Annotated in this window: 23 protein-coding genes; 16 read left to right on the top strand and 7 right to left on the bottom strand. The window is 58.5% G+C overall.

What is annotated here, in order from left to right; all coding sequences use genetic code 11:
- The first annotated feature begins 26 nt into the window (after window positions 1-26).
- The 3 genes from purB to pyrF all read left to right on the top strand — a co-directional run bounded on the left by purB (window position 27) and on the right by pyrF (window position 2,439).
- The gene (gene purB / locus AAFX04_05365) at window positions 27-1,325 is read left to right on the top strand and encodes an adenylosuccinate lyase (protein MEO1044851.1); all 1,299 of its coding nucleotides are present in this window, start codon (window positions 27-29) and stop codon (window positions 1,323-1,325) included.
- 94 nt (window positions 1,326-1,419) lie between these two features.
- Window positions 1,420-1,725: a LapA family protein gene (locus AAFX04_05360; GenBank protein MEO1044850.1), complete on the top strand. Its 306-nt coding sequence runs from the start codon at window positions 1,420-1,422 to the stop codon at window positions 1,723-1,725.
- Between the two features lie 39 nt (window positions 1,726-1,764).
- A complete protein-coding gene (gene pyrF / locus AAFX04_05355) occupies window positions 1,765-2,439 on the top strand; it encodes an orotidine-5'-phosphate decarboxylase (GenBank protein ID MEO1044849.1) in 675 nt (224 codons plus the stop codon).
- Here pyrF and AAFX04_05350 read toward each other — a convergent pair.
- Window positions 2,436-2,861 carry a hypothetical protein gene (locus AAFX04_05350; GenBank protein MEO1044848.1) on the bottom strand — a complete coding sequence of 142 codons (426 nt, stop codon included), beginning with the start codon at window positions 2,859-2,861 and terminating at the stop codon, window positions 2,436-2,438. The two genes, pyrF and AAFX04_05350, sit on opposite strands and share 4 nt — an antisense overlap.
- Window positions 2,862-2,938: 77 nt before the next feature.
- Here AAFX04_05350 and AAFX04_05345 point away from each other — a divergent pair, with 77 nt between their 5' ends.
- The 6 genes from AAFX04_05345 (at window position 2,939) to AAFX04_05320 (ending at window position 8,774) form a co-directional block, all read left to right on the top strand.
- Window positions 2,939-3,595 (top strand): phosphoribosylanthranilate isomerase, encoded by a 657-nt coding sequence (locus tag AAFX04_05345; GenBank protein MEO1044847.1) that lies wholly within the window; start codon window positions 2,939-2,941, stop codon window positions 3,593-3,595.
- Between the two features lie 69 nt (window positions 3,596-3,664).
- Complete coding sequence (gene trpB / locus AAFX04_05340; protein ID MEO1044846.1) at window positions 3,665-4,909, top strand: tryptophan synthase subunit beta; 1,245 nt, start codon at window positions 3,665-3,667, stop codon at window positions 4,907-4,909.
- A 51-nt stretch (window positions 4,910-4,960) separates the two neighbouring features.
- Window positions 4,961-5,428: a DUF559 domain-containing protein gene (locus AAFX04_05335; GenBank protein MEO1044845.1), complete on the top strand. Its 468-nt coding sequence runs from the start codon at window positions 4,961-4,963 to the stop codon at window positions 5,426-5,428.
- Window positions 5,425-6,225: a tryptophan synthase subunit alpha gene (trpA, locus tag AAFX04_05330; protein ID MEO1044844.1), complete on the top strand. Its 801-nt coding sequence runs from the start codon at window positions 5,425-5,427 to the stop codon at window positions 6,223-6,225. The genes AAFX04_05335 and trpA overlap by 4 nt, the downstream gene beginning before the upstream one ends.
- A 102-nt stretch (window positions 6,226-6,327) precedes the next feature.
- Window positions 6,328-7,179, top strand: coding sequence for an acetyl-CoA carboxylase, carboxyltransferase subunit beta (accD, locus tag AAFX04_05325; protein MEO1044843.1), 852 nt, complete (start codon window positions 6,328-6,330; stop codon window positions 7,177-7,179).
- A gap of 248 nt (window positions 7,180-7,427) precedes the next feature.
- Window positions 7,428-8,774 carry a folylpolyglutamate synthase/dihydrofolate synthase family protein gene (locus AAFX04_05320; protein MEO1044842.1) on the top strand — a complete coding sequence of 449 codons (1,347 nt, stop codon included), beginning with the start codon at window positions 7,428-7,430 and terminating at the stop codon, window positions 8,772-8,774.
- Window positions 8,775-8,789: 15 nt separating this feature from the next.
- Here the strand turns inward: AAFX04_05320 and AAFX04_05315 are convergent, their stop codons facing one another.
- From AAFX04_05315 to AAFX04_05300, 4 genes are all read right to left on the bottom strand, one after another.
- Window positions 8,790-9,539, bottom strand: a complete 750-nt coding sequence (locus tag AAFX04_05315; protein ID MEO1044841.1) for a tetratricopeptide repeat protein — start codon at window positions 9,537-9,539, stop codon at window positions 8,790-8,792.
- A complete protein-coding gene (locus tag AAFX04_05310) occupies window positions 9,536-10,867 on the bottom strand; it encodes an MFS transporter (GenBank protein ID MEO1044840.1) in 1,332 nt (443 codons plus the stop codon). The genes AAFX04_05315 and AAFX04_05310 overlap by 4 nt, the downstream gene beginning before the upstream one ends.
- A gap of 151 nt (window positions 10,868-11,018) precedes the next feature.
- Window positions 11,019-11,765 (bottom strand): DUF1223 domain-containing protein, encoded by a 747-nt coding sequence (locus AAFX04_05305; GenBank protein MEO1044839.1) that lies wholly within the window; start codon window positions 11,763-11,765, stop codon window positions 11,019-11,021.
- A 126-nt stretch (window positions 11,766-11,891) separates the two neighbouring features.
- Entirely contained in the window at window positions 11,892-12,323 is a 432-nt protein-coding gene (locus tag AAFX04_05300; GenBank protein ID MEO1044838.1) for a response regulator, read from the bottom strand.
- Window positions 12,324-12,408: 85 nt separating this feature from the next.
- Here AAFX04_05300 and AAFX04_05295 point away from each other — a divergent pair, with 85 nt between their 5' ends.
- The 4 genes from AAFX04_05295 to AAFX04_05280 all read left to right on the top strand — a co-directional run bounded on the left by AAFX04_05295 (window position 12,409) and on the right by AAFX04_05280 (window position 17,236).
- The gene (locus tag AAFX04_05295; GenBank protein MEO1044837.1) at window positions 12,409-13,359 is read left to right on the top strand and encodes a pseudouridine synthase; all 951 of its coding nucleotides are present in this window, start codon (window positions 12,409-12,411) and stop codon (window positions 13,357-13,359) included.
- A complete protein-coding gene (gene rsmD, locus AAFX04_05290; protein MEO1044836.1) occupies window positions 13,356-13,907 on the top strand; it encodes a 16S rRNA (guanine(966)-N(2))-methyltransferase RsmD in 552 nt (183 codons plus the stop codon). Before AAFX04_05295 ends, rsmD begins: the two co-directional genes overlap by 4 nt.
- 51 nt (window positions 13,908-13,958) lie before the next feature.
- Window positions 13,959-16,283, top strand: coding sequence for a UvrD-helicase domain-containing protein (locus tag AAFX04_05285; GenBank protein MEO1044835.1), 2,325 nt, complete (start codon window positions 13,959-13,961; stop codon window positions 16,281-16,283).
- Between the two features lie 146 nt (window positions 16,284-16,429).
- Window positions 16,430-17,236, top strand: coding sequence for a L,D-transpeptidase family protein (locus tag AAFX04_05280; GenBank protein MEO1044834.1), 807 nt, complete (start codon window positions 16,430-16,432; stop codon window positions 17,234-17,236).
- 20 nt (window positions 17,237-17,256) lie between these two features.
- On the opposite strand, the gene AAFX04_05275 is transcribed toward AAFX04_05280, so the two are convergent.
- Window positions 17,257-17,646 carry a VOC family protein gene (locus AAFX04_05275; protein MEO1044833.1) on the bottom strand — a complete coding sequence of 130 codons (390 nt, stop codon included), beginning with the start codon at window positions 17,644-17,646 and terminating at the stop codon, window positions 17,257-17,259.
- A 173-nt stretch (window positions 17,647-17,819) separates the two neighbouring features.
- A complete protein-coding gene (locus AAFX04_05270; protein MEO1044832.1) occupies window positions 17,820-20,414 on the bottom strand; it encodes an autotransporter domain-containing protein in 2,595 nt (864 codons plus the stop codon).
- Window positions 20,415-20,713: 299 nt separating this feature from the next.
- Here AAFX04_05270 and AAFX04_05265 point away from each other — a divergent pair, with 299 nt between their 5' ends.
- Genes AAFX04_05265 through AAFX04_05255 form a run of 3 tightly spaced genes read left to right on the top strand, consistent with a single transcriptional unit; the run spans window position 20,714 to window position 23,802 of the window.
- The gene (locus AAFX04_05265) at window positions 20,714-22,087 is read left to right on the top strand and encodes an MFS transporter (GenBank protein MEO1044831.1); all 1,374 of its coding nucleotides are present in this window, start codon (window positions 20,714-20,716) and stop codon (window positions 22,085-22,087) included.
- A complete protein-coding gene (gene cysK / locus AAFX04_05260) occupies window positions 22,084-23,016 on the top strand; it encodes a cysteine synthase A (protein MEO1044830.1) in 933 nt (310 codons plus the stop codon). Before AAFX04_05265 ends, cysK begins: the two co-directional genes overlap by 4 nt.
- A 21-nt stretch (window positions 23,017-23,037) precedes the next feature.
- On the top strand, window positions 23,038-23,802 hold the full coding sequence (locus AAFX04_05255; protein MEO1044829.1) for an NRDE family protein: 765 nt from the start codon (window positions 23,038-23,040) through the stop codon (window positions 23,800-23,802).
- Window positions 23,803-23,825: the final 23 nt, after the last annotated feature.

Here is a 23,825-nt window from a genome sequence, read left to right as displayed (position 1 = left end):
ATTCCAGCCAGAAAGACAAGCCTGCCATGGTTCCACGCTATGCCCATCCCGATATGACCGTCATCTGGGAACCGGAAGCGAAATTCCGCATCTGGTTCGAGATCGAGGCACATGCCACCGACGCGCTGGCGGAGCTGGGCGTGGTGCCGAAAGAGGCGGCCAAGGCGATATGGGAGCGTGGCGCTTTTGATGTCGCACGGATTGATGCGATCGAGGCGGAGGTCAAGCATGATGTCATCGCTTTCCTCACCAATGTCGCGGAAAATGTCGGCGATGAGGCACGGTTCATGCATCAGGGCATGACCAGCTCGGACGTGCTCGATACCTGTCTTTCGGTGCAACTGGCCCGGGCCAGCGATATCTTGCTCGCCGATATGGACGCGCTGCTCGCCGCGCTGAAACGCCGCGCCGAGGAGCATCGCTATACCGCGACCATCGGCCGTAGCCATGGCATCCATGCAGAACCGACCACCTTCGGCCTGAAACTGGCACAAGCCTATGCAGAGTTTGACCGGGGCCGTGAGCGGCTGGTTGCCGCGCGCAAGGAGATTGCCACCTGTGCGATAAGCGGCGCCGTCGGAACTTTCGCCAATATCGACCCGAAAGTCGAAGCGCATGTCGCCGAAAAAATGGGGTTGGAACTGGAACCGGTTTCCACCCAGGTGATACCCCGCGACCGCCATGCGCAATATTTCGCGACTCTTGCTGTGATTGCCTCTTCTATCGAGCGGCTGGCCACCGAAATCCGCCATTTGCAGCGCACCGAGGTGCTGGAAGCGGAGGAATATTTCTCTCCAGGCCAGAAAGGCTCCAGCGCCATGCCGCACAAGCGCAATCCGGTACTGACCGAGAATCTCACCGGCCTTGCCCGCATGGTGCGCAGCCATGCCCTGCCCGCGATGGAGAATGTCGCTTTGTGGCATGAGCGCGATATCTCGCACAGCTCGGTCGAGCGCTTTATCGGCCCCGACGCTACAATTACGCTGGACTTTGCCCTGCGCCGTCTGACCGGGGTCATCGACAAGCTGCTGATTTATCCTGAACGGATGCAGAAAAATCTCGACCGCATGGGCGGTCTGGTGCACTCGCAGCGGGTGTTGCTGGCGCTGACCCAGGCAGGCATTAGCCGTGAGGACGCCTATCGCATCGTCCAGCGCAATGCGATGCAGGTGTGGGAAAGCGATGGTCAGCTATCGCTGCTCGATCTGCTGCTGGCGGATGACGATGTCACAGCCAGGATCAGCGAAGACGATCTGCGCGAGAAATTCACGCTCGACTATCATTTCAAGCATGTCGACACCATTTTTGCACGGGTGTTTGGCTAGATTCGCTTGCCAGATGGCCGCAGACTCGCCAACGCGGCCAAGCCCGGTTATGGTGACAAAAACCGGCGCTGAACGTCAGGGTGAAAGGTGAGACATGCAGTTTATCAAGACGTTATTCTGGGTATTGCTGGCCATTTTGCTGGTCGCCTTCTCCTATAATAACTGGAATGATGTCACCGTAAAAATCTGGAGCGACACACTGCTTGATACCAAGCTGCCAATGCTGATCATCGGCTCCTTCCTTCTTGGTTTTGTACCAATGTGGCTGCTCTATCGCGGTTCGCGCTGGCGCAAAAACCGGCGCATAGCAACGCTTGAAAATCGCCTTGAAACCCCTCCGGTGTCAACGACATCAGCAGCAGAACCGAAATCCCCGCTGGAATCAGACCCGACACAATAGGCTCGAAACAACAGGCCTTATCCGGAAAGCATATCGTTTATGAGCAACCCGATCTATCTCGCCATGGATGTCCCCGATCTTGATCGGGCGCTGGCACTGGCCAAGTCGGTCGAGGGCCATATTGGCGGGATCAAATTGGGCCTCGAGTTTTTTTGCGCCCATGGCCATCATGGCGTGCATGAGATGACGCATATCGGTCTGCCGATTTTTCTCGATCTGAAACTGCACGACATCCCCAACACCGTCGCCTCGGCGATGCAGGCGATCCATGTGCTCGAACCGGCAATCGTGACCGTCCACGCCGCTGGCGGTCGCGCCATGCTGGAAGATGCCAAGGCTGCGGCCGGCGCGAATACCAAGGTCGTCGCTGTGACCCTGCTCACCAGCCTCGATGGTAATGACATGGACCAGATCGGCTATCAGCGGGAGACTCATGATCAGGTGATGCGGCTCGCCGAACTCGCCGAAAGTGCCGGTGTCGACGGCATTGTCTGCTCCGGCCATGAAGTCGGCGCGGTGCACAAGCAGTGGAAGCGCGGCTTTTTCGTCGTCCCCGGCCTGCGACCGGCAGGCAGCGATATGGGTGACCAGAAACGCGCCGTTACCCCCAGGCAGGCCCGCGATGACGGCGCATCGGTGCTGGTTATCGGTCGCCCGATCAGCCGCGCCGACGATCCTGCCCAGGCTGCACGCGCAATTGAGGCAACGCTTTAATTTTCTTCAAGCTCAATCATCAAAGCCGGGGAGTTGACATTATATGACAACAATTCTGCCTTGCCATCGCGCAGCCTGATGACAAAGGTTTCCTGCCCTTTGGCTAAAGCGAAGTCGGTATCATAGGCGAGGTTGATAATGGTTCCGCCTGTTCCCGCATTCACTCTCCATCCGGTGCGGGTCTTGCCAGTGACTTGCCCCAGCCTGCGTTCCAGTGTCTTGAACAGACGCTTATGGAAATCTTTTGCGGTGACTTCGCGGTATTCCTCGGATGCCGTTCTGTACATCGCGTCATAGTCTTGGGCATTGTAGAGCTTATGAAATTTCGAAACATATTGCTCGCCTTTCTCGGTGCCTTCACTAAGGGCGGAACAGGCGACAAGCAGGAATATCAGGACAAATGGCGCAAGAATCTTTTTCATTTCAACACCCCCGAGTCCTCGTTGCACTCAGATAAAAGCCTGATATTTTCTAACCCGACCATATCAGTTTGAACAACATGAATCCTGTAGAAATCAAGATTTGCGGACTGTCCCGGGAAGATAGCATCGACGCGGCTATCGAGGCCGGTGCCAGCCATATCGGTCTGGTACATTTCCCCAAAAGCCCGCGCCATGTGTCGCTGGAGCGCGCGGCAGAGCTGCGTGCCCATGCAGGGAAACGGATCAGGACAGTGCTGCTGCTGGTCAATACCGAGCCCGCACTGACCGGGCATGCCATTGTCACCGTCAGACCCGATATCGTCCAGTTCCATGGCAGCGAAAAACCCGAATGGCTGCGCGCGGTCCGCGAAAGGACAGGCATTGGCGTTTGGAAAGCAGTGGGGCTGCGCGATGCCGGGACACTGGAACGCTCGGCCCGCTATCATGATGCGGCGGACCTGTTGCTGTTTGATGCACCTGCAAGAGCCCTGCCCGGTGGTACCGGCGCCAGCTTTGACTGGTCGCTGCTCGCCGATCATCAGCATCAGGTGGATTGGGGGCTGGCCGGAGGTTTATCACCGGAGAATGTCGGCGAAGCGCTCGCTGTGACCAACGCGCCGCTGGTGGATGTCTCCTCCGGTGTTGAAAGCGCGCCGGGTGTGAAAGATATGGACAAAATCCACGCCTTTTGCCAAGCGGTGCGGGACTTTGAGAGTTCTTCCCGTTCGGGCTGAGCTTGTCGAAGCCCCGCACTTTTACATATAAAGAACAGCCCTTCGACAGGCTCAGGGCGAACGGATTTCATTGTGAACAAAACCCCTGCCCCCAACTCCTTCACCAACCAGCCCGATGATCGCGGGCATTTTGGCGATTATGGCGGTCGCTATGTCGCCGAGACGCTGATGCCGCTGATCCTCGATCTGGAGAAGGAATATCGCGCGGCGCAGGATGATCCCGCCTTTGCCGAAGAGTTTGACGATCTGCTCGAACATTATGTCGGGCGCCCTAGCCCGCTCTATTACGCCGAGCGGCTGACCGAGGAGGTCCGCAAGGACGCGCCTAAGGGCAAAGGCGCGCAAATCTGGTTCAAGCGCGATGAGCTGAACCATACCGGCGCGCACAAGATCAACAATTGCATCGGCCAGATCCTGCTCGCCAGGCGCATGGGCAAGACGCGGATTATCGCCGAGACCGGCGCGGGCCAGCATGGGGTTGCCACCGCTACGGTCTGCGCGCGTTTTGGCCTGCCCTGTGTCATCTATATGGGCGCGAAAGATGTTGAACGGCAGCAGCCCAATGTCTTCCGTATGAAGCTGCTCGGTGCCGAGGTGGTGCCGGTCACCAGCGGCGGCGCGACGCTCAAAGACGCGATGAATGAGGGCCTGCGCGACTGGGTCGCCAATGTGCACGACACATTCTACATCATCGGCACCGCTGCTGGGCCGCATCCCTATCCCGAACTGGTGCGCGATTTTCAGAGCGTCATCGGCCATGAGGCGCGGGCACAGATGCTCGAGCGGGTCAATCGCCTGCCCAATCTGCTGGTCGCCTGTATCGGTGGCGGCTCCAATGCGCTGGGCCTGTTCCACCCGTTTCTTGATGATCCCGACGTCAAGATGCTCGGCATCGAGGCCGCGGGCCTTGGACTGGATGGCGATGACCATGCCGCCAGCCTGACCGGCGGCGCGCCGGGCATTTTGCATGGCAACAAGACCTATTTGCTGCAGGATGAGGACGGCCAGATCACCGAAGGCCATTCGATCAGCGCTGGCCTCGACTATCCCGGCATCGGCCCGGAACATGCCTGGTTGAAGGAAAATGGCCGCGTCGAATATGACAGCTGCACCGATGATGAAGCGCTTGAAGGCTTCCAGCTCTTGTGCCGCACCGAGGGGATTATCCCTGCGCTCGAACCGAGCCACGCCATCGCCAAGGTGGTCGAGCGGGCCAAGGCAATGGATCAGGATCAGATCATTCTCGCCAATCTCTGCGGCCGCGGCGACAAGGATATCTTCACCGTCGCAGAAGCCCTGGGGGTGGAGATCTAAAAGCCCTCTCCCCTTCAGGGGAGAGGGTTGGGAGAGGGGGCTGTACAGATAGTGCGAGACTCAAAGCTGACAGAGCGCGCTAAACACATGCGCAAGAACATGTCTGAACCCGAAACAAGGCTATGGCTGGAACTACGCGCCAAGCGTTTCAAAGGCATCGCTTTTCGCAGGCAAAAGGTGATCGGCAATTATATCGCTGATTTTGCATCAAATGATCCGAAGATTATTGTCGAAGTCGATGGCGACACCCATGTTCAGCAAGAAGATTATGATCAGGAACGCAGCCGCTATTTATCATCGCAAGGCTATGCAGTAATCCGCTTCACCAACTCTGACGTTATGAACAATTTATCAGGTATGCTTATGCAGCTCGAAGAGGCGATTTCTGCTCTGAAGACTGAGACTTCCCCTCTCCCTTCGCCGCTACGCGGCTCTTCCCTCTCCCCTGAAGGGGAGAGGACTATAAAGTCTCCCTCTCCTTCAGGGGAGGGATTAAGGGAGGGGAATACACGAAAATGACCCACCTCTCCTCACGTCTTTCTGGCGCCTTCCCCGCCGACCGGGCAGCACTGGTCGCCTTTGTCACCGCTGGCGACCCGACACCCGAAGCCACGCCGACCATCCTCGATGCGCTGGTTGAAGGCGGCGCGGATATTATCGAGCTGGGCATGCCCTTTACCGACCCCATGGCCGATGGGCCTTCGATCCAGCTTGCCAATATCCGTAGTCTGGAAGCGGGTACCAAGACCGCCCATATCTTCCAGATCGCCAAAGACTTCCGCGAGCGCCACCCGCAAATACCTCTGGTACTGATGGGCTATGCCAATCCGATGCTGCGGCGCGGGGCGGGGTGGTTTGCCGGGCAATGCGCCGAGGCCGGCGTTGATGGCGTGATCTGTGTCGATATCCCCGCCGAGGAGCAGGACGCGCTCACTCCGGCACTGGCGCACCAAGCTGTGGCCAATATCCGCCTCGCCACGCCGACCACCGATGATGCCCGTCTGCCCGCCGTTCTCGATCAGGCAAGCGGCTTTCTCTATTATGTCTCGGTCGCCGGGATCACTGGCAAGCAACAGGCCGCAACCGCTTCCATCGCTGAGGCTATGGAACGCATCAAAAGCCAGACCGACCTGCCCGTCGCTGTGGGTTTCGGCATCCGCACGCCCGAACAGGCCGCCGCCGTGGCGCAGCTTGCCGATGGCGTGGTTGTCGGCTCGGCGATTGTCGAACTGGTCGGCGAACATGGCGCTTATGCCGCACCACATGTCCGGGACTATGTTAAATCACTTTCCGATGCTATCCGGGCAGTAAGATAACGAAAATCCGTTCGCCTCGAGCGAAGTCGAGATGCCTTGACTTGAGGCTATGTGTCTCGACTGCGCTCGACACGAACGGAACGAAAACAAGGGAAATACCGCATGAGCTGGTTCAGCCGCGTCCGCAATAATCTGCCTTTCGGGACCAAGCGCGATACGCCCGATAATCTCTGGCACAAATGCAAGAATTGCGGCGAGATGGTGTTCAGCAAGGAATATGAAGAGAATGAACATATCTGTCCGCATTGCGGCCATCATGGCCGGATTGGCGCACGGACACGCTTTGATGCGCTGTTCGATGAGGGACGCTATGACGTACTGGAAAGCCCCGAAGTGGCCGAAGACCCGCTCAAATTCCGCGACAGCAAGAAATACACGGAGCGCCTGAAAACCGCACGCGCCAATAGCGAGTTCATCGATGCGCTGACCAATGCCAAAGGCGATATTGACGGCCAGCGTGCGGTTGTCGGCGTACAGGATTTTGCCTTTATGGGCGGTTCCATGGGCATGGCGGTGGGCAGCGCCTTTCTCACCGGTATCAACGCTGCAATCCAGGCTCATGCGCCCTATATTATCTTCACCGCCGCTGGCGGCGCGCGGATGCAGGAGGGGATTCTCTCGCTGATGCAGATGCCGCGTGCAACGGTGGCTATCGACCGGCTCAAAAGCGAGGGATTGCCCTATATTGTTGTGCTCACCGATCCAACCACCGGCGGTGTCACCGCCAGCTATGCCATGCTCGGCGATATCCACATTGCCGAACCCGGCGCGCTGATAGGCTTTGCCGGACAGCGGGTGATCGAGAACACCATCAGGGAAAAGCTGCCCGAAGGGTTCCAGCGCGCGGAATATCTGCTCGACCATGGCATGATCGACATGGTGGTGCACCGTCACCAAATGCGCGATACGCTGGCCAAGCTGATCGGTTATATGACGGCGAGCGAGGCGGCGTGATGATTAAGCCCCTCCCGCTTGCGGGAGGGGTTGGGGTGGTGAATAACCAAAATATGCTGCCCGATCTGATAGCCCCCTCCCTTAATCCCTCCCCTAAAGGGGAGGGAGACTATAACCCTCTCCCCTTTAGGGGAGTTGACAGGAAAGTTGAGGTAAAACATGCCCCCAGCATGTTTTAGAAATTGCCGGGGAACAATTTCAACCTCATCTTTACTGTCAACTGGTTGGGAGAGGGGGCTGTCAAACTGATGCCCGACCACGCGATATCCGATGATCCCGCGGTCCAGCGCCAGCTCGACCGGCTGAGCCTGCTCTCCCCGGGGCGCGATGTGCTGGGGCTGGAGCGGATCAATGCCCTGCTCGACCGGCTCGGCAACCCGCAGGACCGTTTGCCCCCGGCGCTGCATGTAGCCGGCACTAACGGCAAGGGCTCAACCTGCGCCTTTCTGCGCGCCGCGATTGAGGCGGCGGGCCTGACCTGCCATGTCTATACCAGCCCGCATCTGGTGCGCTTTAACGAGCGTATCCGCATTGCCGGCCAGTTGATCGCCGATGATGCACTGGCGACGCTGCTTGAGCAGGTAATTGATCAAGCCGAAGGGCTGGACGCCAGTTTTTTCGAGGTCACGACCGCCGTGGCGTTCCTCGCCTTTGCCCGCCATCCAGCCGATGCATGCATTATCGAGGTCGGCCTGGGCGGGCGACTCGACGCCACCAATGTGCTGACCAGGCCGCTGATCACGGCAATTACCCATTTGGGGCTCGATCACGAGGCGTTTCTGCTCGCACCTGAAGACAATGTCCCTGCCGAGCCAATGGCGCGCATCGGTTTTGAGAAAGCGGGGATCGCCAAACAGGGTGTTCCGCTGGTGGTGCAGGCTTTTGGCGAGCCGGCGGACAGTGCGGTCGCGGCACAGGCAGAACATGTCGGAGCGCCATTGCTGGCGCGCGGCAAGAACTGGGACATAGCGGTGTATGAGGGCCAACTGCATTATCGCGATGCAGTGGGCAAGCTCACCCTGCCCCTGCCCAGGCTGACCGGCGCGCACCAGCAGGAAAATGCGGCACTGGCCGTGGCGATAGCCCGGCACCAGAACGCCCTCGCCATCCCCGAGCCTGCCCTGGCCGCTGCAATGGACTGGGCCCATTGGCCAGCGCGACTGCATCGGCTGGGCAATGGGCCGCTGACCCGTCAGGCGCAGCAAACAGAAATCTGGATCGATGGTGGTCACAACCCGCTAGCAGCGCAGCAGCTTTCTGCTTGGCTGAAGCAGCAGCGCGAACAGGCGCCCGAGCGCAAAATTCATCTGGTTCTCGGCATGCTCGCCAACAAGGATGCCGAGATGATGATCAATGCCCTCGCACCACATATCAACCGCTTCACCGCAATTCCGGTCAATGGCCATGCCTGTCATGCGGCCGATGCGCTGAAGGCAATGGCGGAGCTCGCGGAGGTTGCAGAAGTGGCGATAGCAGACGATGTCGCCGTTGCTCTCGACCATAGTGACAATCCCGCCAATGAGCTGACACTGATCGCCGGTTCGCTCTATCTCGCGGGCGACGTGCTGAGACTGAACGACGAGCTGCCTGTCTAGCGGGAACCTCGAGAGCTAGGATTTCTCCAGCCGCGCCAGTTCAGCCAGTGCCCAGTCATACATGGCCTGCTCGTTGTCGATCAGTGCTTTATCGCGCAAATCGTAATTCTGCTTCACATCACGCAACAGGGGCAGCGCGAGATGCGCCTGATCGGCGGCGATATGCATCGCAGCCAACCGGCAGCGCGCTTCGTCGCTTTCCCTGATCGCCAGCGCTTCGGCATAGGCCGTCCTGGCCGCTGCGCTATCATCCAGCGCTTCGGCCACTCGGCCCTTAAGCAGATATTTCTTCACCCGATCACTATCGCTCTGAACATCCTCCATGTCGTCAAGGACCTGCTGTGCCGCCTCCGGGCTATTGCTGAGCAGCAGCGCGTCGGCCAGCTTGAAAAGGGTAGCGCTGTCGGCAAAGGGCATCGCCTCCAGGGCATGGCGATAGGCAGGGGCTGCCTCTTCCGGACGACCGGCTTCAGCCAGCGCATCCGCCAGTGCCAGCCGGTTCGCCGATGAATCGGTCAGTTCCAGACGCTCGCGTGCAGCGCGAATCGCACCTTCGGGGTTGATGGCGCGCACCGCCTGTTTGCGTGCCTTGCGCACATGCTTGTTGCCCGATAGCTCAGGCAGGATTTCGAGCAGAAAATAGGCCAGGCAACCGATCAGAGGCAGCGCGATAATTGCAAGCAGCCATAGCCGGTTGGCGCTGCCGCGAAACAGGTGGATGATGCAGACAACTTGCAGAACGATGGGCAGGATGATCCAGATCATTGGCTTTTGGCTGCACCTTCTGCCATGCCTGCCGTGCCTAGCGAACGGTCCACCAGCCCCGAACGCACCATCAGCCAGAAGATGATGACACCTGGAAGCGCCGCCAACGTGGTTAGCAGGTAGAAGTTCACAAAGCCCATATTTTCGATCAGATTGCCAGCGGTTGTGCCTGTGAGGAAACGCCCAATAATGCTGGCGGCGGCCGAAAGCAGCGCAAACTGCGTCGCGGTAAACTGCAAATTGCACAGTGCCGACAGATAAGCCACGACAGCCACACCGCCTATGCCACTGGCGAAATTCTCAAAGCCGATGGCTGCCGCCATGGCCCAGTTATTATGGCCGATAACCGCCAGTCCGGCAAAGGAGAGGTTGCTGATCATCATCAACACCAGGCTGAGCATGACTGCCTTTTTCATGCCGAAACGGGCATAGATCACGCCGCCGATAAAGATACCGACCAGCAGCGCGATGAAGCCGAGACCAACATCGTAAAACGCCACTTCATCATTGGTGAAACCCAGATCCTCAAACAACAGCCGGAAAGTAAGATTGGCCAGCGTGTCGCCGATTTTGTGAACCAGAACGAAAATCAGCACGATCACCGCTCCCGACCGTTTGAAGAACTCGATCAGGGGGCTGACATAGGCAATCGCGGCTTCGACCGGATTGTGCAGTGGTTTCGGTTCGGAATGCCGCTCGGGCTCACCCATCCACAGTCCGGTAAATATCGCGAACAACGAAAAAGCCGAACAGGCATAATAGGCAGTGGACCAGTCGGAACGGGCAGCAACGACCAGGGCCAAAGCGCCGGCTCCTGCAGCGCCCATGCGCCAGCCATATTGGGACATACCCGATCCGACGCCCAGTTCTTCGGGCTTGAGCAGCTCGATACGATAGGCATCGATGACAATATCAAAGGTCGCACCGGCAACACCGACGCATATGGCGGCAATGGCAACCGCGGCAATATCGGCCTTGGGATCAAGGGAGCCAAGCACGATAATCGCCACTGATACCAGCACGGCGACAAATAGCAGCCAGGACACACGTTGCCCGAGCCGTCCGATCAGCGGCAGCTTCACGACATCGACAATCGGTGCCCATATCCATTTGAAATTATACGCCAGAAAGGTCAGTGCGAAGAGCGTGACCGTCGACTTCTCAATGCCCGACTGGGCCAGACGCGTGGTCAGTGTCGCCGCGATCATGGCAAAGGGAAAACCCGATGAAACCCCGAGAAAGAGTGCTGCAAGTGCCGAACGTTGCAGATAAGGGCGAAGGCCGACAGGGAGATTGTCGCGCCAGTCTTTCTTTGCCTGTGTTGCCATATGGTTATCCGCCCTTTCAAAGGCGTCTCATGGCATTGCACCGAGGCGGAAGCAATATAGAGTTTCCCCTATTGCGACATGTGTTCGGCGGCAGAGGCTGGTGGCTTGTATGTCCGCTCAGAACTGTCCTGCGTGAGCCAGGCCCGGAAAATCAGATATAACTGGCCGCCATTACCTCACCACCGCGCGGTTGTTGCACGACAATGGCATAGCGATCGGCACCGGCAAGGGTAAGCGCGTCACGGGTGACCGTGAAGGTCTTGCGACCGCCCTTCCATGCGCCGATTACGTCTTCATGCATCAACACATTGCTATAGGTCAGCGTCCGGCCGCCATTCTCGCCGCGGCCGACATTCACGGTTTCGCTGCTGTCCAGCGCCAGCAAAGTGACATTGGCGCTGCTGTTGCTCTTGCCGCTGACCGTGACGGTAATGTCGCCCGCATCATTGTGGGTAATGTCAAGTTTGGCGGACGGGTTGCGTTTCTGCTCGGCCATGATCAGGTCACGCACCCGATAGCCGCGCGAACCGATGGCGGCGGCGCGGCCATTGATCACCATTTGCGGCGTGTAGACACCGGCGCGGGCGAAACCCCGGCTCGCATAGCTGCGCTGCAGCCTAGTGTTGCTTTCTCTGGCCAGTGTATCCTTCCAGCCCAGCCTGTCCCAATATGTCACCGGGCGGCTGACAACGACAATATCGGGATTTTGCGCCAGTTCCGCTGCCACCGCATCGGCCGGCGGACAGGACGAACAGCCCTGGCTGGTGAACAGTTCGGCCAGCACGGCATGGTCCATCTCCATGCCGCCGTCATCGGCCTTACTGTCCATAACCTGAAAGCCGATCATGCCCGCCAATAATGTGCCGCTCGCGAGCAGCGAAAAACCCAGAAGTCGCATTTTCTTGTCCCACGCATCGGGGGCAGCGTTGCCTGCCCTGCATCTGGTATTTCGCGCAAATAGCCCGTCAGGTTACAGCGCCCTGGCGCTGAACCGGGATGGTCACGTCCTGCCGGGGATGCTCAGTCAAACGTCATGATATAATGTCAGCGCGCGCGGGATTTTTGCCGGTTTTTCGCCACGAATGATCCGGTCCACCGTTTCCACCGCCCGAACCAGATCGCGCGGGCCATAGGGCTTGGCCAGGCAGCCGCCGGCCAGCTTGCGCGCCTCTATCGGGCAGGCACCGGTGACGAAAATGACCGGAATATGCGCATCATGCGCGGCCCGGGCGACATCGACGCCATCACCATCGCCGCGCAACCGGACATCGGTCACCACCATATCGGGGCGACTGTCGGCAATATACTGCAGCGCCTCGGCAGCCGTATCCACCGTTGCAACCACGGTGTAGCCGGCATCGGCCAAGTGCATTTCATTGTCGAACGCCACCAGCGGTTCGTCTTCGACGATCAATACCGTATTGATAGAGCGTTTGAATCGCTTGAAAAAAGCCATGATCGCGTCCTTCAGCTTACCCTGTAGCGAATGTGGGCTGTAAATTGCGGCTGTCAATCATCATGCGAGAGAGTATAGCGCTCGCATGACCGCAAAGCGCTCCTCACCCTCGAAGAAACCGAGGCCTGCCAAACGCAACCGCCCCCAGACACGCGATGCCGAGCACAGGCCGGGTGAGAATGAGTGGTCGCCCTTCGATGACGGACCGGATGACGCATTGACAGAAGTGCCGACTGAACCAAAACCGCAGCCGAAAAAGCCAAAAGTGGCAAATGCGCAACCGGAAAAACCAGGCGATAAAGGTGATCGTATCGCAAAGCTCCTGGCGCGTGCGGGTGTAGCCTCACGGCGTGAGATCGAGCGGATGATTGCCGATAATCGCGTTGCCCTGCATGGTCAGACCGTAACCACCCCGGCAACGCTGCTGACCAGCCTGCATGGCATTACCGTTGACGGCAAGCCAGTCAAACAGCCCGAACCAACCAAATTATGGTGCTTTCACAAGCCGGTTGGCACCTTGACAGCAGAACGCGATTTTTCCGGGCGCAAGACGATTTACGATACGCTGAAAGAGCGTGCTCCCGATCTGCCAAGAGTCATGCCGATTGGCCGGCTGGACCTCAATACCGAGGGACTTTTGCTGCTCACCAATGACGGCGGCTTCAAGCGTGAAATGGAATTGCCTGCCACGGGCGTCAAACGCACCTATCGCGCCCGCACCTTTGGCGATGTCAGCCAGGACCAGCTGGAAGAACTGATCGATGGCGTGGTCGTCGACGGCATGCGCTATGGCCGCATCGACGCCAATCTGGAGCGACGCACCGGACGCAACCAGTGGATCGAGATTACCTTGCGCGAAGGCAAGAACCGTGAAGTGCGCAATGTACTCAAGCATCTTGGGCTCGAGGTCTCACGGCTGATCCGCACCTCTTACGGGCCGTTCACCATTGGCGATCTGCAACCGGGCGATGTGTCTGCGGTGCGCAAGGTTGATCTGATCAAGTTCCGCAAGACGCTGGAAAAGCTGAACATATGAGGATCATCGCCGGACAGTGGCGCGGGCGCAATCTGAAAGCACCTAAGGGCATGACTACGCGCCCCAGCGCCGACCGCACGCGCGATACACTGTTTTCCATGCTGATGAGCCGCTTGGGCAGTTTTGAAGACCTGGCGGTGCTTGATCTGTTTGCCGGATCGGGGGCGCTGGGTCTGGAGGCGCTATCGCGGGGTGCGGCATCGTGCCTGTTTGTCGAACAGGACCGCGATGCGATCAATGCGCTGAAAAACAATATTGCCATGCTTGATGCAGAGGATCGCTGCCAGGTGCAGACGCGCTCGGTCTTCGACATTGGTCCGGCGCGCCAGACCTATGATCTGGTGCTGCTCGACCCGCCTTATGGCCAGAATGCCGCTGCCGTTGCCATCGACAAGCTCAATCGCCTGGGCTGGTTTGCGCCGTCTACACTGATCGCAGCCGAAACCGGCCATGGCGAGGAATTGGTCATCAAGGGTTTCGATCAGGAAGGCCCACGCAAAGTCGGCCGCGCCAGCCTGCACCTTATGCGGCCGGATAGAAGTGAATAGCCTGCGCCAGACCCTTGTCGGGAATCTCATCGTTCCCTAAGTGTTCAGGGCATGACCAGTCCCTTCCCCGATGATAGCGGTTTTGACGATGCGCCGCCCGTGCCCCAGGCTGAACCGGCTTATCTGCGCGGATTAAACCCGGAGCAGCGCAAGGCGGTGACCACGCTGGATGGCCCGGTGCTGATGCTGGCGGGCGCGGGCACGGGCAAAACGGCGGCGCTGACCGCGCGATTGGCGCATATCCTCGCTACCCGCCGCGCATGGCCATCGGAAATTCTTGCCGTTACCTTCACCAACAAGGCCGCGCGCGAAATGCGTGAGCGGGTCGGCGGCCATGTTGGCGAGGCGGTCGAAGGGATGCCCTGGCTCGGCACCTTCCATTCCATCGGCGCAAAAATGCTGCGCCGTCATGCCGAACTGGTGGGGCTGCAGAGCAATTTTACCATTATCGACACCGATGACCAGCTGCGACTGTTGAAGCAACTCATCCAGGCCAATGATATTGACGACAAGCGCTTTCCAGCGCGGCAATTGGCGGCGCAAATTGACGGCTGGAAAAATCGCGGGCTTAACCCCAAAGACCTTAGCGCCGCCGATAGTGAGGCCTATGCCCAAGGCCGCGGACAGGAAATTTATCAGCTTTACCAAGACCGGCTAAAGGCTCTCAATGCCTGCGATTTTGGCGATCTGCTGCTGCATATGCTGACCCTGCTCAAAACCGACCGTACGGTGCTGGAACAGTATCAGCAGCGGTTCAAATATATCCTTGTTGACGAGTATCAGGACACCAATGCCAGCCAGTATCTCTGGCTGCGCCTGCTGGCCCAGTCGCATCACAATATCTGCTGTGTCGGCGATGATGACCAGTCCATCTATAGCTGGCGCGGGGCCGAAGTCGGCAACATATTGCGCTTCGAAAAGGATTTTCCCGAAGCGACTATCGTGCGGCTGGAGCAGAATTATCGTTCTACCCCGCAGATATTGGCCGCCGCATCGGGGCTGATACAGGCGAATAGCGGACGGCTGGGCAAGACGCTCTGGACCGAGCTCGATCCCGGCGACAAGGTGCGCGTCCTCGGCATCTGGGATGGCCCGGAAGAGGCGCGGCGCGTTGGTGAGGAGCTGGAATCGTTGCAACGCCAGGGCGTGTCTCTGAATGACTGCGCCATATTGGTCCGCGCGCAATTCCAGACGCGCGAGTTTGAGGACCGCTTTATTGCTATCGGCATGCCCTATCGCATTATCGGCGGTTTTCGCTTTTATGAGCGCGCCGAAATCCGCGATGCCCTCGCCTATTTGCGGGTGATCAACCAGCCTGCCGATGACCTGGCCTTTGAGCGGATCGTCAATACGCCAAAACGCGGGCTTGGCGACAAATCGGTGGAGAAGATTCACCGGTTGGCGCGGGCTACGGGCACGCCGCTGTCGCGCGCGGCGTTCGATATTCTCGACAGCGACGAACTGCCGCCTCGGGCGCGCAATGCACTGGCCGGATTGATGAAGCATATCGCCCGCTGGCGCGATGAAATGAACAGCATGACCCCGGCCGATCTGGTGCGGCAGGTGCTCGATGAAAGCGGCTATACGGCCACGCTACAGGCGGAGAAAAGCGTCGAGGCCTCGGGGCGGTTGGAGAACCTCTCCGAGCTCGCCCGCGCCATGGAAGAATATGAGACGCTGGGCGACTTTCTCGAGCATGTCAGTCTGGTGATGGACAATGATGCTGCCGATCAGGGCGACACCGCCACCATCATGACCATCCATGCGGCCAAGGGGCTGGAGTTTCACAATGTCTTTCTGGTCGGCTGGGAAGAAGGCGTGTTCCCATCACAGCGTGCGCTCGATGAAGGCGGCACGGCGAGCCTGGAGGAAGAGCGCCGCCTCGCCTATGTCGCAATCACCCGCGCCCGTACCCGCTGTACCATTTTGCATGCCGCAAATCGCCGCATCTATGGCCAGTGGACCAGCGCTATCCCATCGCGCTTTATAGGCGAAATCCCTGCCGATGCGGTGGACATGGAAGACAGCATGACCGGCGGCGAAAGCCTGTGGCGCGCCAATTGGTCAGAGCGTGAGGACCCATTTGCGCATCTTGCCCGTGACCCCGATCGCGCCTCGCGCCGCGGCCCTGGCTGGCAACGCGCAGCGCATCTCAAAGGCGGCTTTGACACTACTCCGAAACGCGTCGCTGAAAACCGCCGCAGCGCGGTCAGCATGGGAAATAAGGGCCGCGACGATATCACTCTCGGTGCCCGTGTCTTCCATCAGAAATTCGGCTATGGCACAGTGGCCGAAAAGGAAGGCAACAAGCTGGAAATCGATTTCGAAACCTCGGGCCGCAAACGCGTGCTCGACAGTTTCGTCAGCCTGGGCTGAGCACCAAAACCGGTCACAGTCACGGTAAGATTCACGCAGGCCACCGTCTTGTCATGGGACAGCGACACCACAGCCATTGGCAAAATACCGGTTTTGCGCTAATTACAAGCGGTTGAATTCAGCGCCTTGTCACCGGAAAATCCCTCATGCCGCATAAAAGTAAGAGCAAGCAGACACAGACGGCGCGCCGCTTTGGCCTGGTGGCTATGCTGTCATCGCTGCTGGTGCTGCCGCTTTTCGGCTTGCTGATGCCATCCAACGCCGCCGAGGCACCTGCCAAGGATCGGACGGCGGCTGCGACAGCGCCCAAAACCGAAACACCGCAACTGCCGTTCGAAGACACGCTTTTTGCCGATCCTGATAGACTCAAGTCCCGGCCTGATACCGCTGAAGCTGTATCGCTCTCCGATACACCAGATGGCGCGGACGCGACACCCGAGATCAGCCGCGACAATGGCCTTGTTACCGATAACAGCCCCAGTGCCGCAGTTTCACGGCCAGCCAGCAATGCCGTTGCAATGGTCGGCGATTATCCCATTCGGAAGATGCTGACAGTCGAAGGGCCATTTGAGCATGGTGACTGGGTCTGGGACGAAGCCAATGCCCCAAAACAGGGCAAGCTGTTGATTACCGTCAATCTGGAAGACCAGGTAATGTCGGTTTATCGCGGCGGCTATGAAATCGGCACCGCGGTGATCCTCTATGGTGCTGATGAGAAACCGACACCAACGGGCAAGTTCACCATCACCGAGAAGGACATCGACCATGTGTCCAATCTCTATTTCGCGCCCATGCCCTATATGCTGCGGCTGACCAATGACGGCATTGCCATCCATGGCAGCGAGGTCGAATTCGGCTATGCCACCCATGGCTGTGTCGGCATACCTGATGAATTTGCGGCCCAGCTTTTTGCCATCGCCAAGCTGGGCGATCAGGTGGTAATTTCCGCCTGATCCGCACGCTGACCGGAACGTCAGGCGTCGACCTGCATCAGCTGGATAAGATTGCCGCACGTATCATCGAAAATCGCTATTGTGGCACCCCCTGCTTCGACCGGTAACTGGGTGAAGGTCACACCCGCTGCCTGTAGCCTGTCCACCTCGGCTTCCATGTCATCGACGCTGAATGCGGTGAACGGAATACCATCTGCCTTGAGTGCGTCCTGAAAGCTACGCGATGCGGGATGTGCATTGGGTTCCAAGCCCAGTTCGACGCCATCGGGCTCTTCGGGCGATACAACGGTCAGCCATCTGTGCTCACCAACGGGAATGTCATGCTTGACCACAAAGCCGAGCTTCCCGGTATAGAAGGCCAGCGCTTTTTCCTGATCGTCAACAACCACGCCTTTGATGTACATTTTCATTTCGCACCTCCCCTATGAAATGATCCTCCCGGAGAAGCCGACTTTTGATCCCCTTGTCGTCCCGGGATGTCCCTGTTTAGAGCATCGTTTCGGGGGATGGCGCAAGATAGGCCAATACGAAAAAGGGGCCGCCCGAAATGGGCGGCCCCTCCAGCGATCAGAAATGGCGATAATCAGAAACCGAAGCGGAGCCGGACCAGACCACCATGCGAAGTGAATTCATCAGCGAATTCACCGGTATAGGACAGATCGATACGGGCCATATCCGAGAGGTCATAACCAAAGCCGGCATCGACTTCGAAACGGCCCTCGGCTGGCGTATCCGATGACACGACAAAGGATGGCGCATTGAACAGCGTCAGCTGCGCCACCCGGGCGTCAGCGTCGAAGTCATAGGCATAGACAACCCGCAACAGGCCCTTCAGCTTATCGAAATCGGCATTGGCGGTCAGGCCGATACGCCCCTCCCAGAACTGTACTTCGTCGCGAGTAACGCCGAGAGCAAGGCCGCCAAACTCGGTATATTCGTCGAAATCGAGATACATATAGTTGAGGCCGAGTGTCGGGGTCAGCGAGAAGTTCTCCGACGTCTCGATGATGTAGCCGGCCTCGACGCGAGCAACATAACCGTCGACATTGAACGCGCCCTGGACAGGTCCGGTGAGCGCGGTTCTCGCGGTGTCGACATCGCTGAAGCTGTAACCGACCTCACCATTGACATAGAATTGGTCGGTGAAGTTGAGACCGCCATAGAGCGAAATCTTGTAGCTATCGATATCGATATTCTCGTTGCTGCCATTGGTCTCGCCAATGTCGATATTGCTGTAGACGCCGGCGATGCCCAGAATGAACGTGTCGCTGACATGGGTGTCCGCGCCAAGGGCAAAGGTGAAGCTGTCGGCGTCATAGCCTGAAACCGTTGTCGAGCGGGTATCGCGATCGGATGCGCGATAGCCGAACTGGCCCCAGATGCCACTGCCCTTTTCGGCAATCCGCTGATCAAGGAAGCGGCTGCCCATGTTCGAGCTCTCGAAAATCTCACGCGAGATACCGGTGCTCAGCGATGGCAGCAGGCCATTGGCTGCGGTTTCGAAGGCAGCAAGGCTTCCCAGATCGTTGATCTGGTTGGCGAAGGTCGGGTCCAGCGAGCGCAGGACCAGGGCCGCCTGCAGCGTGTTGCCCAGCAGCAGGACATTGCCATCCGCTGAATTGGCACCCGGATTGGCCGCCTGTGGCGTGATCAGGATCGAACCGACATCAACATCGAAATCGAGCAGCAGGTCATCATCGATGACATTCACGGTGACACCATTATCGGTAAAGGTGCCGGTCTCGTCCACTATCGCGATCGGCTGACCGGTAAGCACCGTGGTGATATCGAAATTGGTGGTCACATTGACCACAGCACTGTTTTCCAGCGTCAGGTCGCCGTCGACCAGCAGATTATCGGTGGTGAGGTTGAAGGTGACAGGACCGTCAATGGTGACATCGCCGGTAACCGTGCGCATGCCTCCGATTACGGCATTGGCAAAGCTGATCTGTTCGAAATTGATCAGGAAGTCGCTGTCGAAAGCACCACCGATGCGAGCGGTATCGAAACCGTCACCGCCGTCGACAATGCCGTCAACAACACCCTGTTCCTGCTGCTCAAATGTGTCGTCACCGAAGCCGAGTGCGACAGCGGTGCCCATGCGGCCTCGAATGGTGCCATTGTTGATCACTGTCTGCGCACCGCGATTGGGTGTTGAGTTACCGACATTGCCCGGGCTGGCAACGATGCCGATATCACCTTCGATCAGGCCACCAGCGAGGTTGGTAACGGTGCCATCTTCATTGCCCGGCGTGCCGGCATCGAAATCGATCGCGGCATCCAGCTCCGGCGGACCGCCAATTGTGGACGGAGTGCCCTCAGGATCGCTCGACAGCGAGATGATGGTACCCGAATTGGTAATCGTGCCGCTATTGAGTTCGATCGCATCGTTGGCGTTACCCTCAATCAAACCACTGTTGGTGATATCGACATTGTCATCACCGTCGACAGCGTCATCAAATTCCGAGCGGATTGTGCCGGCGTTAACCAGCACAAGACCTGCGCCATCGGCTTCGACGGCCTCAGCGCCTTGGCCCAATGCTTCAATCAGGCCACCTTCCATGTTCATCACGGTTAGGTTCTCGTCACCCTCGATGCCCTTACCTTCGCCGTTGGTCACCCGAATAATGCCGGAGTTGGTGACCGTCAGATTATCTCCACCGTCGATGCCCTTGACATCGGTGACATCGCCCAGGATCGTGCCGGTATTGGTAATGGTTACCCCATCGCTGCCGGATACATCGATCACATCGGAATCGGTGGAACTGATTGTGCCGTTATTGATGATAACCGTATTATCGACACCGCGCGCATCTATCGCGCGACCATCTGATGATGAAATGGTACCGTCATTGTTAATGGTTGCTCCATCACCATCAACCTCAACAGCATCGCCATCGTCTACAGAGATACTGCCATCAGCCGTAACTGTCAGTGTTTCGCCCGGTCCTACATCTACAGTTTCATCTTCCGTGCCATCGACAGTAACATCCTGCGGTGCGTTAGAGACCTGGAACACCGGCGCATTCATGCTGTTGGCAAAGGGACTTTCTTCCGACTGCAGCAGCGGCTGCTGTGCCATGGCCGGTGCGGCAATGGTGCAGCCGACGGCCAGTGCGGCGGCGCTGACTGCGGTTTTCAGGGCCTGACGATTGCCGGAAGAAGCGGAGAAAGTCATTGAATTTTTTGGATAAATAGCCATTTTATACTGCACTCCCTGCTGGCACGTCATGCGCCTTAAGATTACGAAAAGTCGGGAGAATTATCCGGCCAGAACGGCCCTCCCGATTTTTCTGCGGCCCTAACAGCGGCTAATGGCAATGGGGTGAAGCTAATGTGACGGTTACGAAATATTTTTATGACAGAAAAATAACGTTGTAGAAATGCGCCAGTTCTCCGGCTCGCACCATTCACCACGGTCATCGTGACCCTGTACCGGCCATTGCGGATTGACCGGCACTTGCCTAATTGACGCTGATGACCGAACACCCTGCCGACGACAAAGCGGTGCACCCGTTCCGCATCGCCAATTACCGCTATCTCTGGTTCTCGCGGCTGACGGCGATGTTCGCGCTCTATGCGATGATGCTGATCCTTGGCTGGCAGGCTTATAATCTGGCCCGAGAGGATCTGGGCATTGCGGCATCGGCAGGCATATTGGGGATTATCGGCCTGCTGCAATTTCTGCCGCTGTTCATTCTCACCCCGATTGTCGGCTGGGTTGCCGATCGCATGGACAGACGATGGATTGCGCGTATCGTGCTGGCTGTACAGGGCGCGATCGCGCTGCTGCTGGCGCTGCTCACATATCAGGGTGCGATCAGCATCGGCTGGATTTACGCGATATCGGTGCTTCTGGGTATCTGCCGTGCCTTTCTCGGCCCGGCAATCACGGCGCTGGCACCCAATCTTGTCCCCAAGGAATCGCTACCCCAGGCCATCGCGCTTTCAACCATTGCCTGGCAGGTTGGAGTCATAGTCGGCCCGTCCATGGCCGGCCCGCTCTATCAGGTCGCGCCGTCGCTTCCCTATTTCGTCTGTGCCGGTCTCTACGCTCTTTCGACACTGGCGATGCTGCGTATCGGCCCGGTAGCGCGTGCGGCGATGGACCGTTCGCGCGGACCGCTTCGCCAGCTTGTGGACGGCCTCAGCTATGTCGGCACCAACAAGCTGGTGCTGGGGGCGATCACGCTCGATCTGATGGTGATGTTCCTTGCCGGCGCGCAGGCGATGATCCCGGTCTATGCGCGCGACATATTGGGATCGGAAGAACTGGCGCTGTCGCTGCTTGCTCCTGCCCCCGCCATCGGCGCGGTGATCGTCGCCGGTATCTTCTCCTTCGTCCCGCTGAAGCGCAATGTCGGCAATGTGATGCTTATTGCCATGATCGTCTTCGGTGTCGCCACTATCGGTTTCGGTCTCAGCACCTGGCTCCCGCTCTCGGTCTTCTGCCTTGCCATATGCGGCGCGGCGGACATGTTCGGTGTCTATGTCCGCAGTTCCCTGATCCAGCTCCACACCCCCGACGACAAGCGGGGCCGTGTCGGCGCGGTGAGTCAGATGACAATCAGCGCTTCGAATGAGCTTGGCGATGCATTTACCGGCGGCCTCGCCTTTCTGGTCGGCCCGGTGGTGGCGATTGTTGGCGGCGGCGCAGGGGCCATCGCCATTACCGCCTTATGGTCGCGGCTGTTTCCCCAGCTTGGCGCAGCGCGCACCTTCGATCCGCCAAGAGAGGTGTTGCAAGCTGAGGCGGAATTGCGAGATAAGGCTTTATCATGTGACAACAAGGCTACCGGCGCCACATCCGGAGCGTCGCGCCGCACCGAGACAGGAGAGACCACATCATGATTGCCGCCAATATTCTCGAAACCATCGGTAATACGCCGCATATCAGAATGAACCGCCTGTTCGGCAACGCGCCAAAAGGCACAGAGGTTTGGATCAAGTCGGAGCGGGCCAATCCCGGCGGGTCGATCAAGGACCGGATCGCACTGGCCATGATCGAAGCGGCGGAAGCCTCGGGGGAACTCAAACCGGGCGGTACGATCATTGAACCGACATCGGGCAATACCGGTGTCGGCCTCGCCATGGTCGCGGCGGTCAAGGGCTATAAACTGGTTCTGGTGATGCCCGAATCCATGTCGATCGAGCGGCGGCGGCTAATGCTCGCCTATGGCGCAAGCTTTGACCTGACGGCCAAGGAAAAGGGCATGAAGGGTGCGATCGAACGGGCGCAAGAACTGCTCGACGAGACCGAAGGCGCATGGATGCCGCAACAGTTCGAAAACCCGGCCAATGTCGATGTGCATGTGCGCACCACCGCCGAAGAAATCCTCGCTGATTTCAAAGACTCCCCACTGGATGCAATCATTACCGGTGTCGGCACTGGAGGCCATATCACCGGTACCGCAAAAGTGCTGAAACAGCATTGGCCCGATCTCAAAGTCTATGCCGTAGAACCGACCCTCTCTCCCGTGATCAGCGGCGGCCAGCCCGGCCCACATCCGCTTCAGGGCATTGGCGCCGGCTTCATCCCGGGCAACCTTCATACCGACACCATTGACGGCGCAATCCAGGTTGCCCCCGATGATGCCAAGGACATGGCGCGCCGCGCCGCCCGCGAAGAAGGAATGCTGGTCGGCCTGTCATCTGGCGCTACGCTCGCTGCGATTGCCCAGAAACTACCCGATCTGGGTGCAGGCGCAAAAGTGCTGGGCTTCAACTATGATACCGGCGAGCGCTATCTCTCGGTGCCCGATTTCCTGCCGGAGCAATAGCGCTCAAGGCAACCCTGAAACATGTGCGTCGTTGCCCTAGCGTGGAAAACGCATCCCGACTGGCCATTGGTGCTGATCGGTAACCGTGACGAACTGCATGCGCGACAGGCATCGCCACTGGCTGCATGGAATGATGGCAGCGATATCATTGCCGGACGTGACGAGCAGTCGGGCGGAACATGGCTCGGGGTTTCGCCACAGGGGCGTCTCGCGGTGATCACCAACCGGCGCAATTCTGATGGCCGAGATCCCACCAAACTGTCACGTGGTGCCCTTGTCACCGATGCGCTGAAGCAGGGTGTCGCGCCGCTGAGGGTGGAACCGGAACTGGCCGGAAAGTATAATGGATTCAGCTTGCTGGCCGTGGATCAGGACCAGGCCTGGCTGATTGCCAGTCAGCCACAATCTGGCACGACGAACAACAATATGGGTCTTGTCCCGAATATCTATGGCCTGGCCAATGGCGATCTCGATGAACCCTGGCCCAAGACAATACGTATCAAAGACTTTCTGGCCGAGTGGCTAGACTCAGGCAAACATGATCCCGACAGGCTGCTCAATGGCCTGCGAGAGGATGACAGGCCGCAAGTCACACCGGACAGGGCAGAGCAGAGTCCGATCTTCATCCATCATCCGGTTTATGGCACGCGATGCAGCACCGTCATTCTGGTCGATGCAGATGGCAAGGGACAGGTCACGGAGCGCCGATATGATCCTGAAGGAAAGGCAACAGGACAGACCGCATTGGATTTTGTCTGGCCAGTCTCACCCATAACCGCTGACTAGAGTAACCGATACAAAAAAGCCGG

Source organism: Pseudomonadota bacterium (assembly GCA_039818985.1).
Classification (GTDB): domain Bacteria; phylum Pseudomonadota; class Alphaproteobacteria; order Sphingomonadales; family Sphingomonadaceae; genus Alterisphingorhabdus.
Note: the sequence above shows the minus strand (reverse complement) of the source record. Positions and strands in the feature narration are given on the sequence as shown.

Coding starts and splice junctions, on each gene's coding strand:
- purB (MEO1044851.1), top strand. CDS start 27: ATGGTTCCACGCTATGCCCATCCCGATATGACCGTCATCTGGGAACCG.
- AAFX04_05360 (MEO1044850.1), top strand. CDS start 1,420: ATGCAGTTTATCAAGACGTTATTCTGGGTATTGCTGGCCATTTTGCTG.
- pyrF (MEO1044849.1), top strand. CDS start 1,765: ATGAGCAACCCGATCTATCTCGCCATGGATGTCCCCGATCTTGATCGG.
- AAFX04_05350 (MEO1044848.1), bottom strand. CDS start 2,861: ATGAAAAAGATTCTTGCGCCATTTGTCCTGATATTCCTGCTTGTCGCC.
- AAFX04_05345 (MEO1044847.1), top strand. CDS start 2,939: ATGAATCCTGTAGAAATCAAGATTTGCGGACTGTCCCGGGAAGATAGC.
- trpA (MEO1044844.1), top strand. CDS start 5,425: ATGACCCACCTCTCCTCACGTCTTTCTGGCGCCTTCCCCGCCGACCGG.
- accD (MEO1044843.1), top strand. CDS start 6,328: ATGAGCTGGTTCAGCCGCGTCCGCAATAATCTGCCTTTCGGGACCAAG.
- AAFX04_05320 (MEO1044842.1), top strand. CDS start 7,428: ATGCCCGACCACGCGATATCCGATGATCCCGCGGTCCAGCGCCAGCTC.
- AAFX04_05315 (MEO1044841.1), bottom strand. CDS start 9,539: ATGATCTGGATCATCCTGCCCATCGTTCTGCAAGTTGTCTGCATCATC.
- AAFX04_05310 (MEO1044840.1), bottom strand. CDS start 10,867: ATGGCAACACAGGCAAAGAAAGACTGGCGCGACAATCTCCCTGTCGGC.
- AAFX04_05305 (MEO1044839.1), bottom strand. CDS start 11,765: ATGCGACTTCTGGGTTTTTCGCTGCTCGCGAGCGGCACATTATTGGCG.
- AAFX04_05300 (MEO1044838.1), bottom strand. CDS start 12,323: ATGGCTTTTTTCAAGCGATTCAAACGCTCTATCAATACGGTATTGATC.
- AAFX04_05295 (MEO1044837.1), top strand. CDS start 12,409: ATGACCGCAAAGCGCTCCTCACCCTCGAAGAAACCGAGGCCTGCCAAA.
- rsmD (MEO1044836.1), top strand. CDS start 13,356: ATGAGGATCATCGCCGGACAGTGGCGCGGGCGCAATCTGAAAGCACCT.
- AAFX04_05285 (MEO1044835.1), top strand. CDS start 13,959: ATGACCAGTCCCTTCCCCGATGATAGCGGTTTTGACGATGCGCCGCCC.
- AAFX04_05280 (MEO1044834.1), top strand. CDS start 16,430: ATGCCGCATAAAAGTAAGAGCAAGCAGACACAGACGGCGCGCCGCTTT.
- AAFX04_05275 (MEO1044833.1), bottom strand. CDS start 17,646: ATGAAAATGTACATCAAAGGCGTGGTTGTTGACGATCAGGAAAAAGCG.
- AAFX04_05270 (MEO1044832.1), bottom strand. CDS start 20,414: ATGACTTTCTCCGCTTCTTCCGGCAATCGTCAGGCCCTGAAAACCGCA.
- AAFX04_05265 (MEO1044831.1), top strand. CDS start 20,714: ATGACCGAACACCCTGCCGACGACAAAGCGGTGCACCCGTTCCGCATC.
- cysK (MEO1044830.1), top strand. CDS start 22,084: ATGATTGCCGCCAATATTCTCGAAACCATCGGTAATACGCCGCATATC.
- AAFX04_05255 (MEO1044829.1), top strand. CDS start 23,038: ATGTGCGTCGTTGCCCTAGCGTGGAAAACGCATCCCGACTGGCCATTG.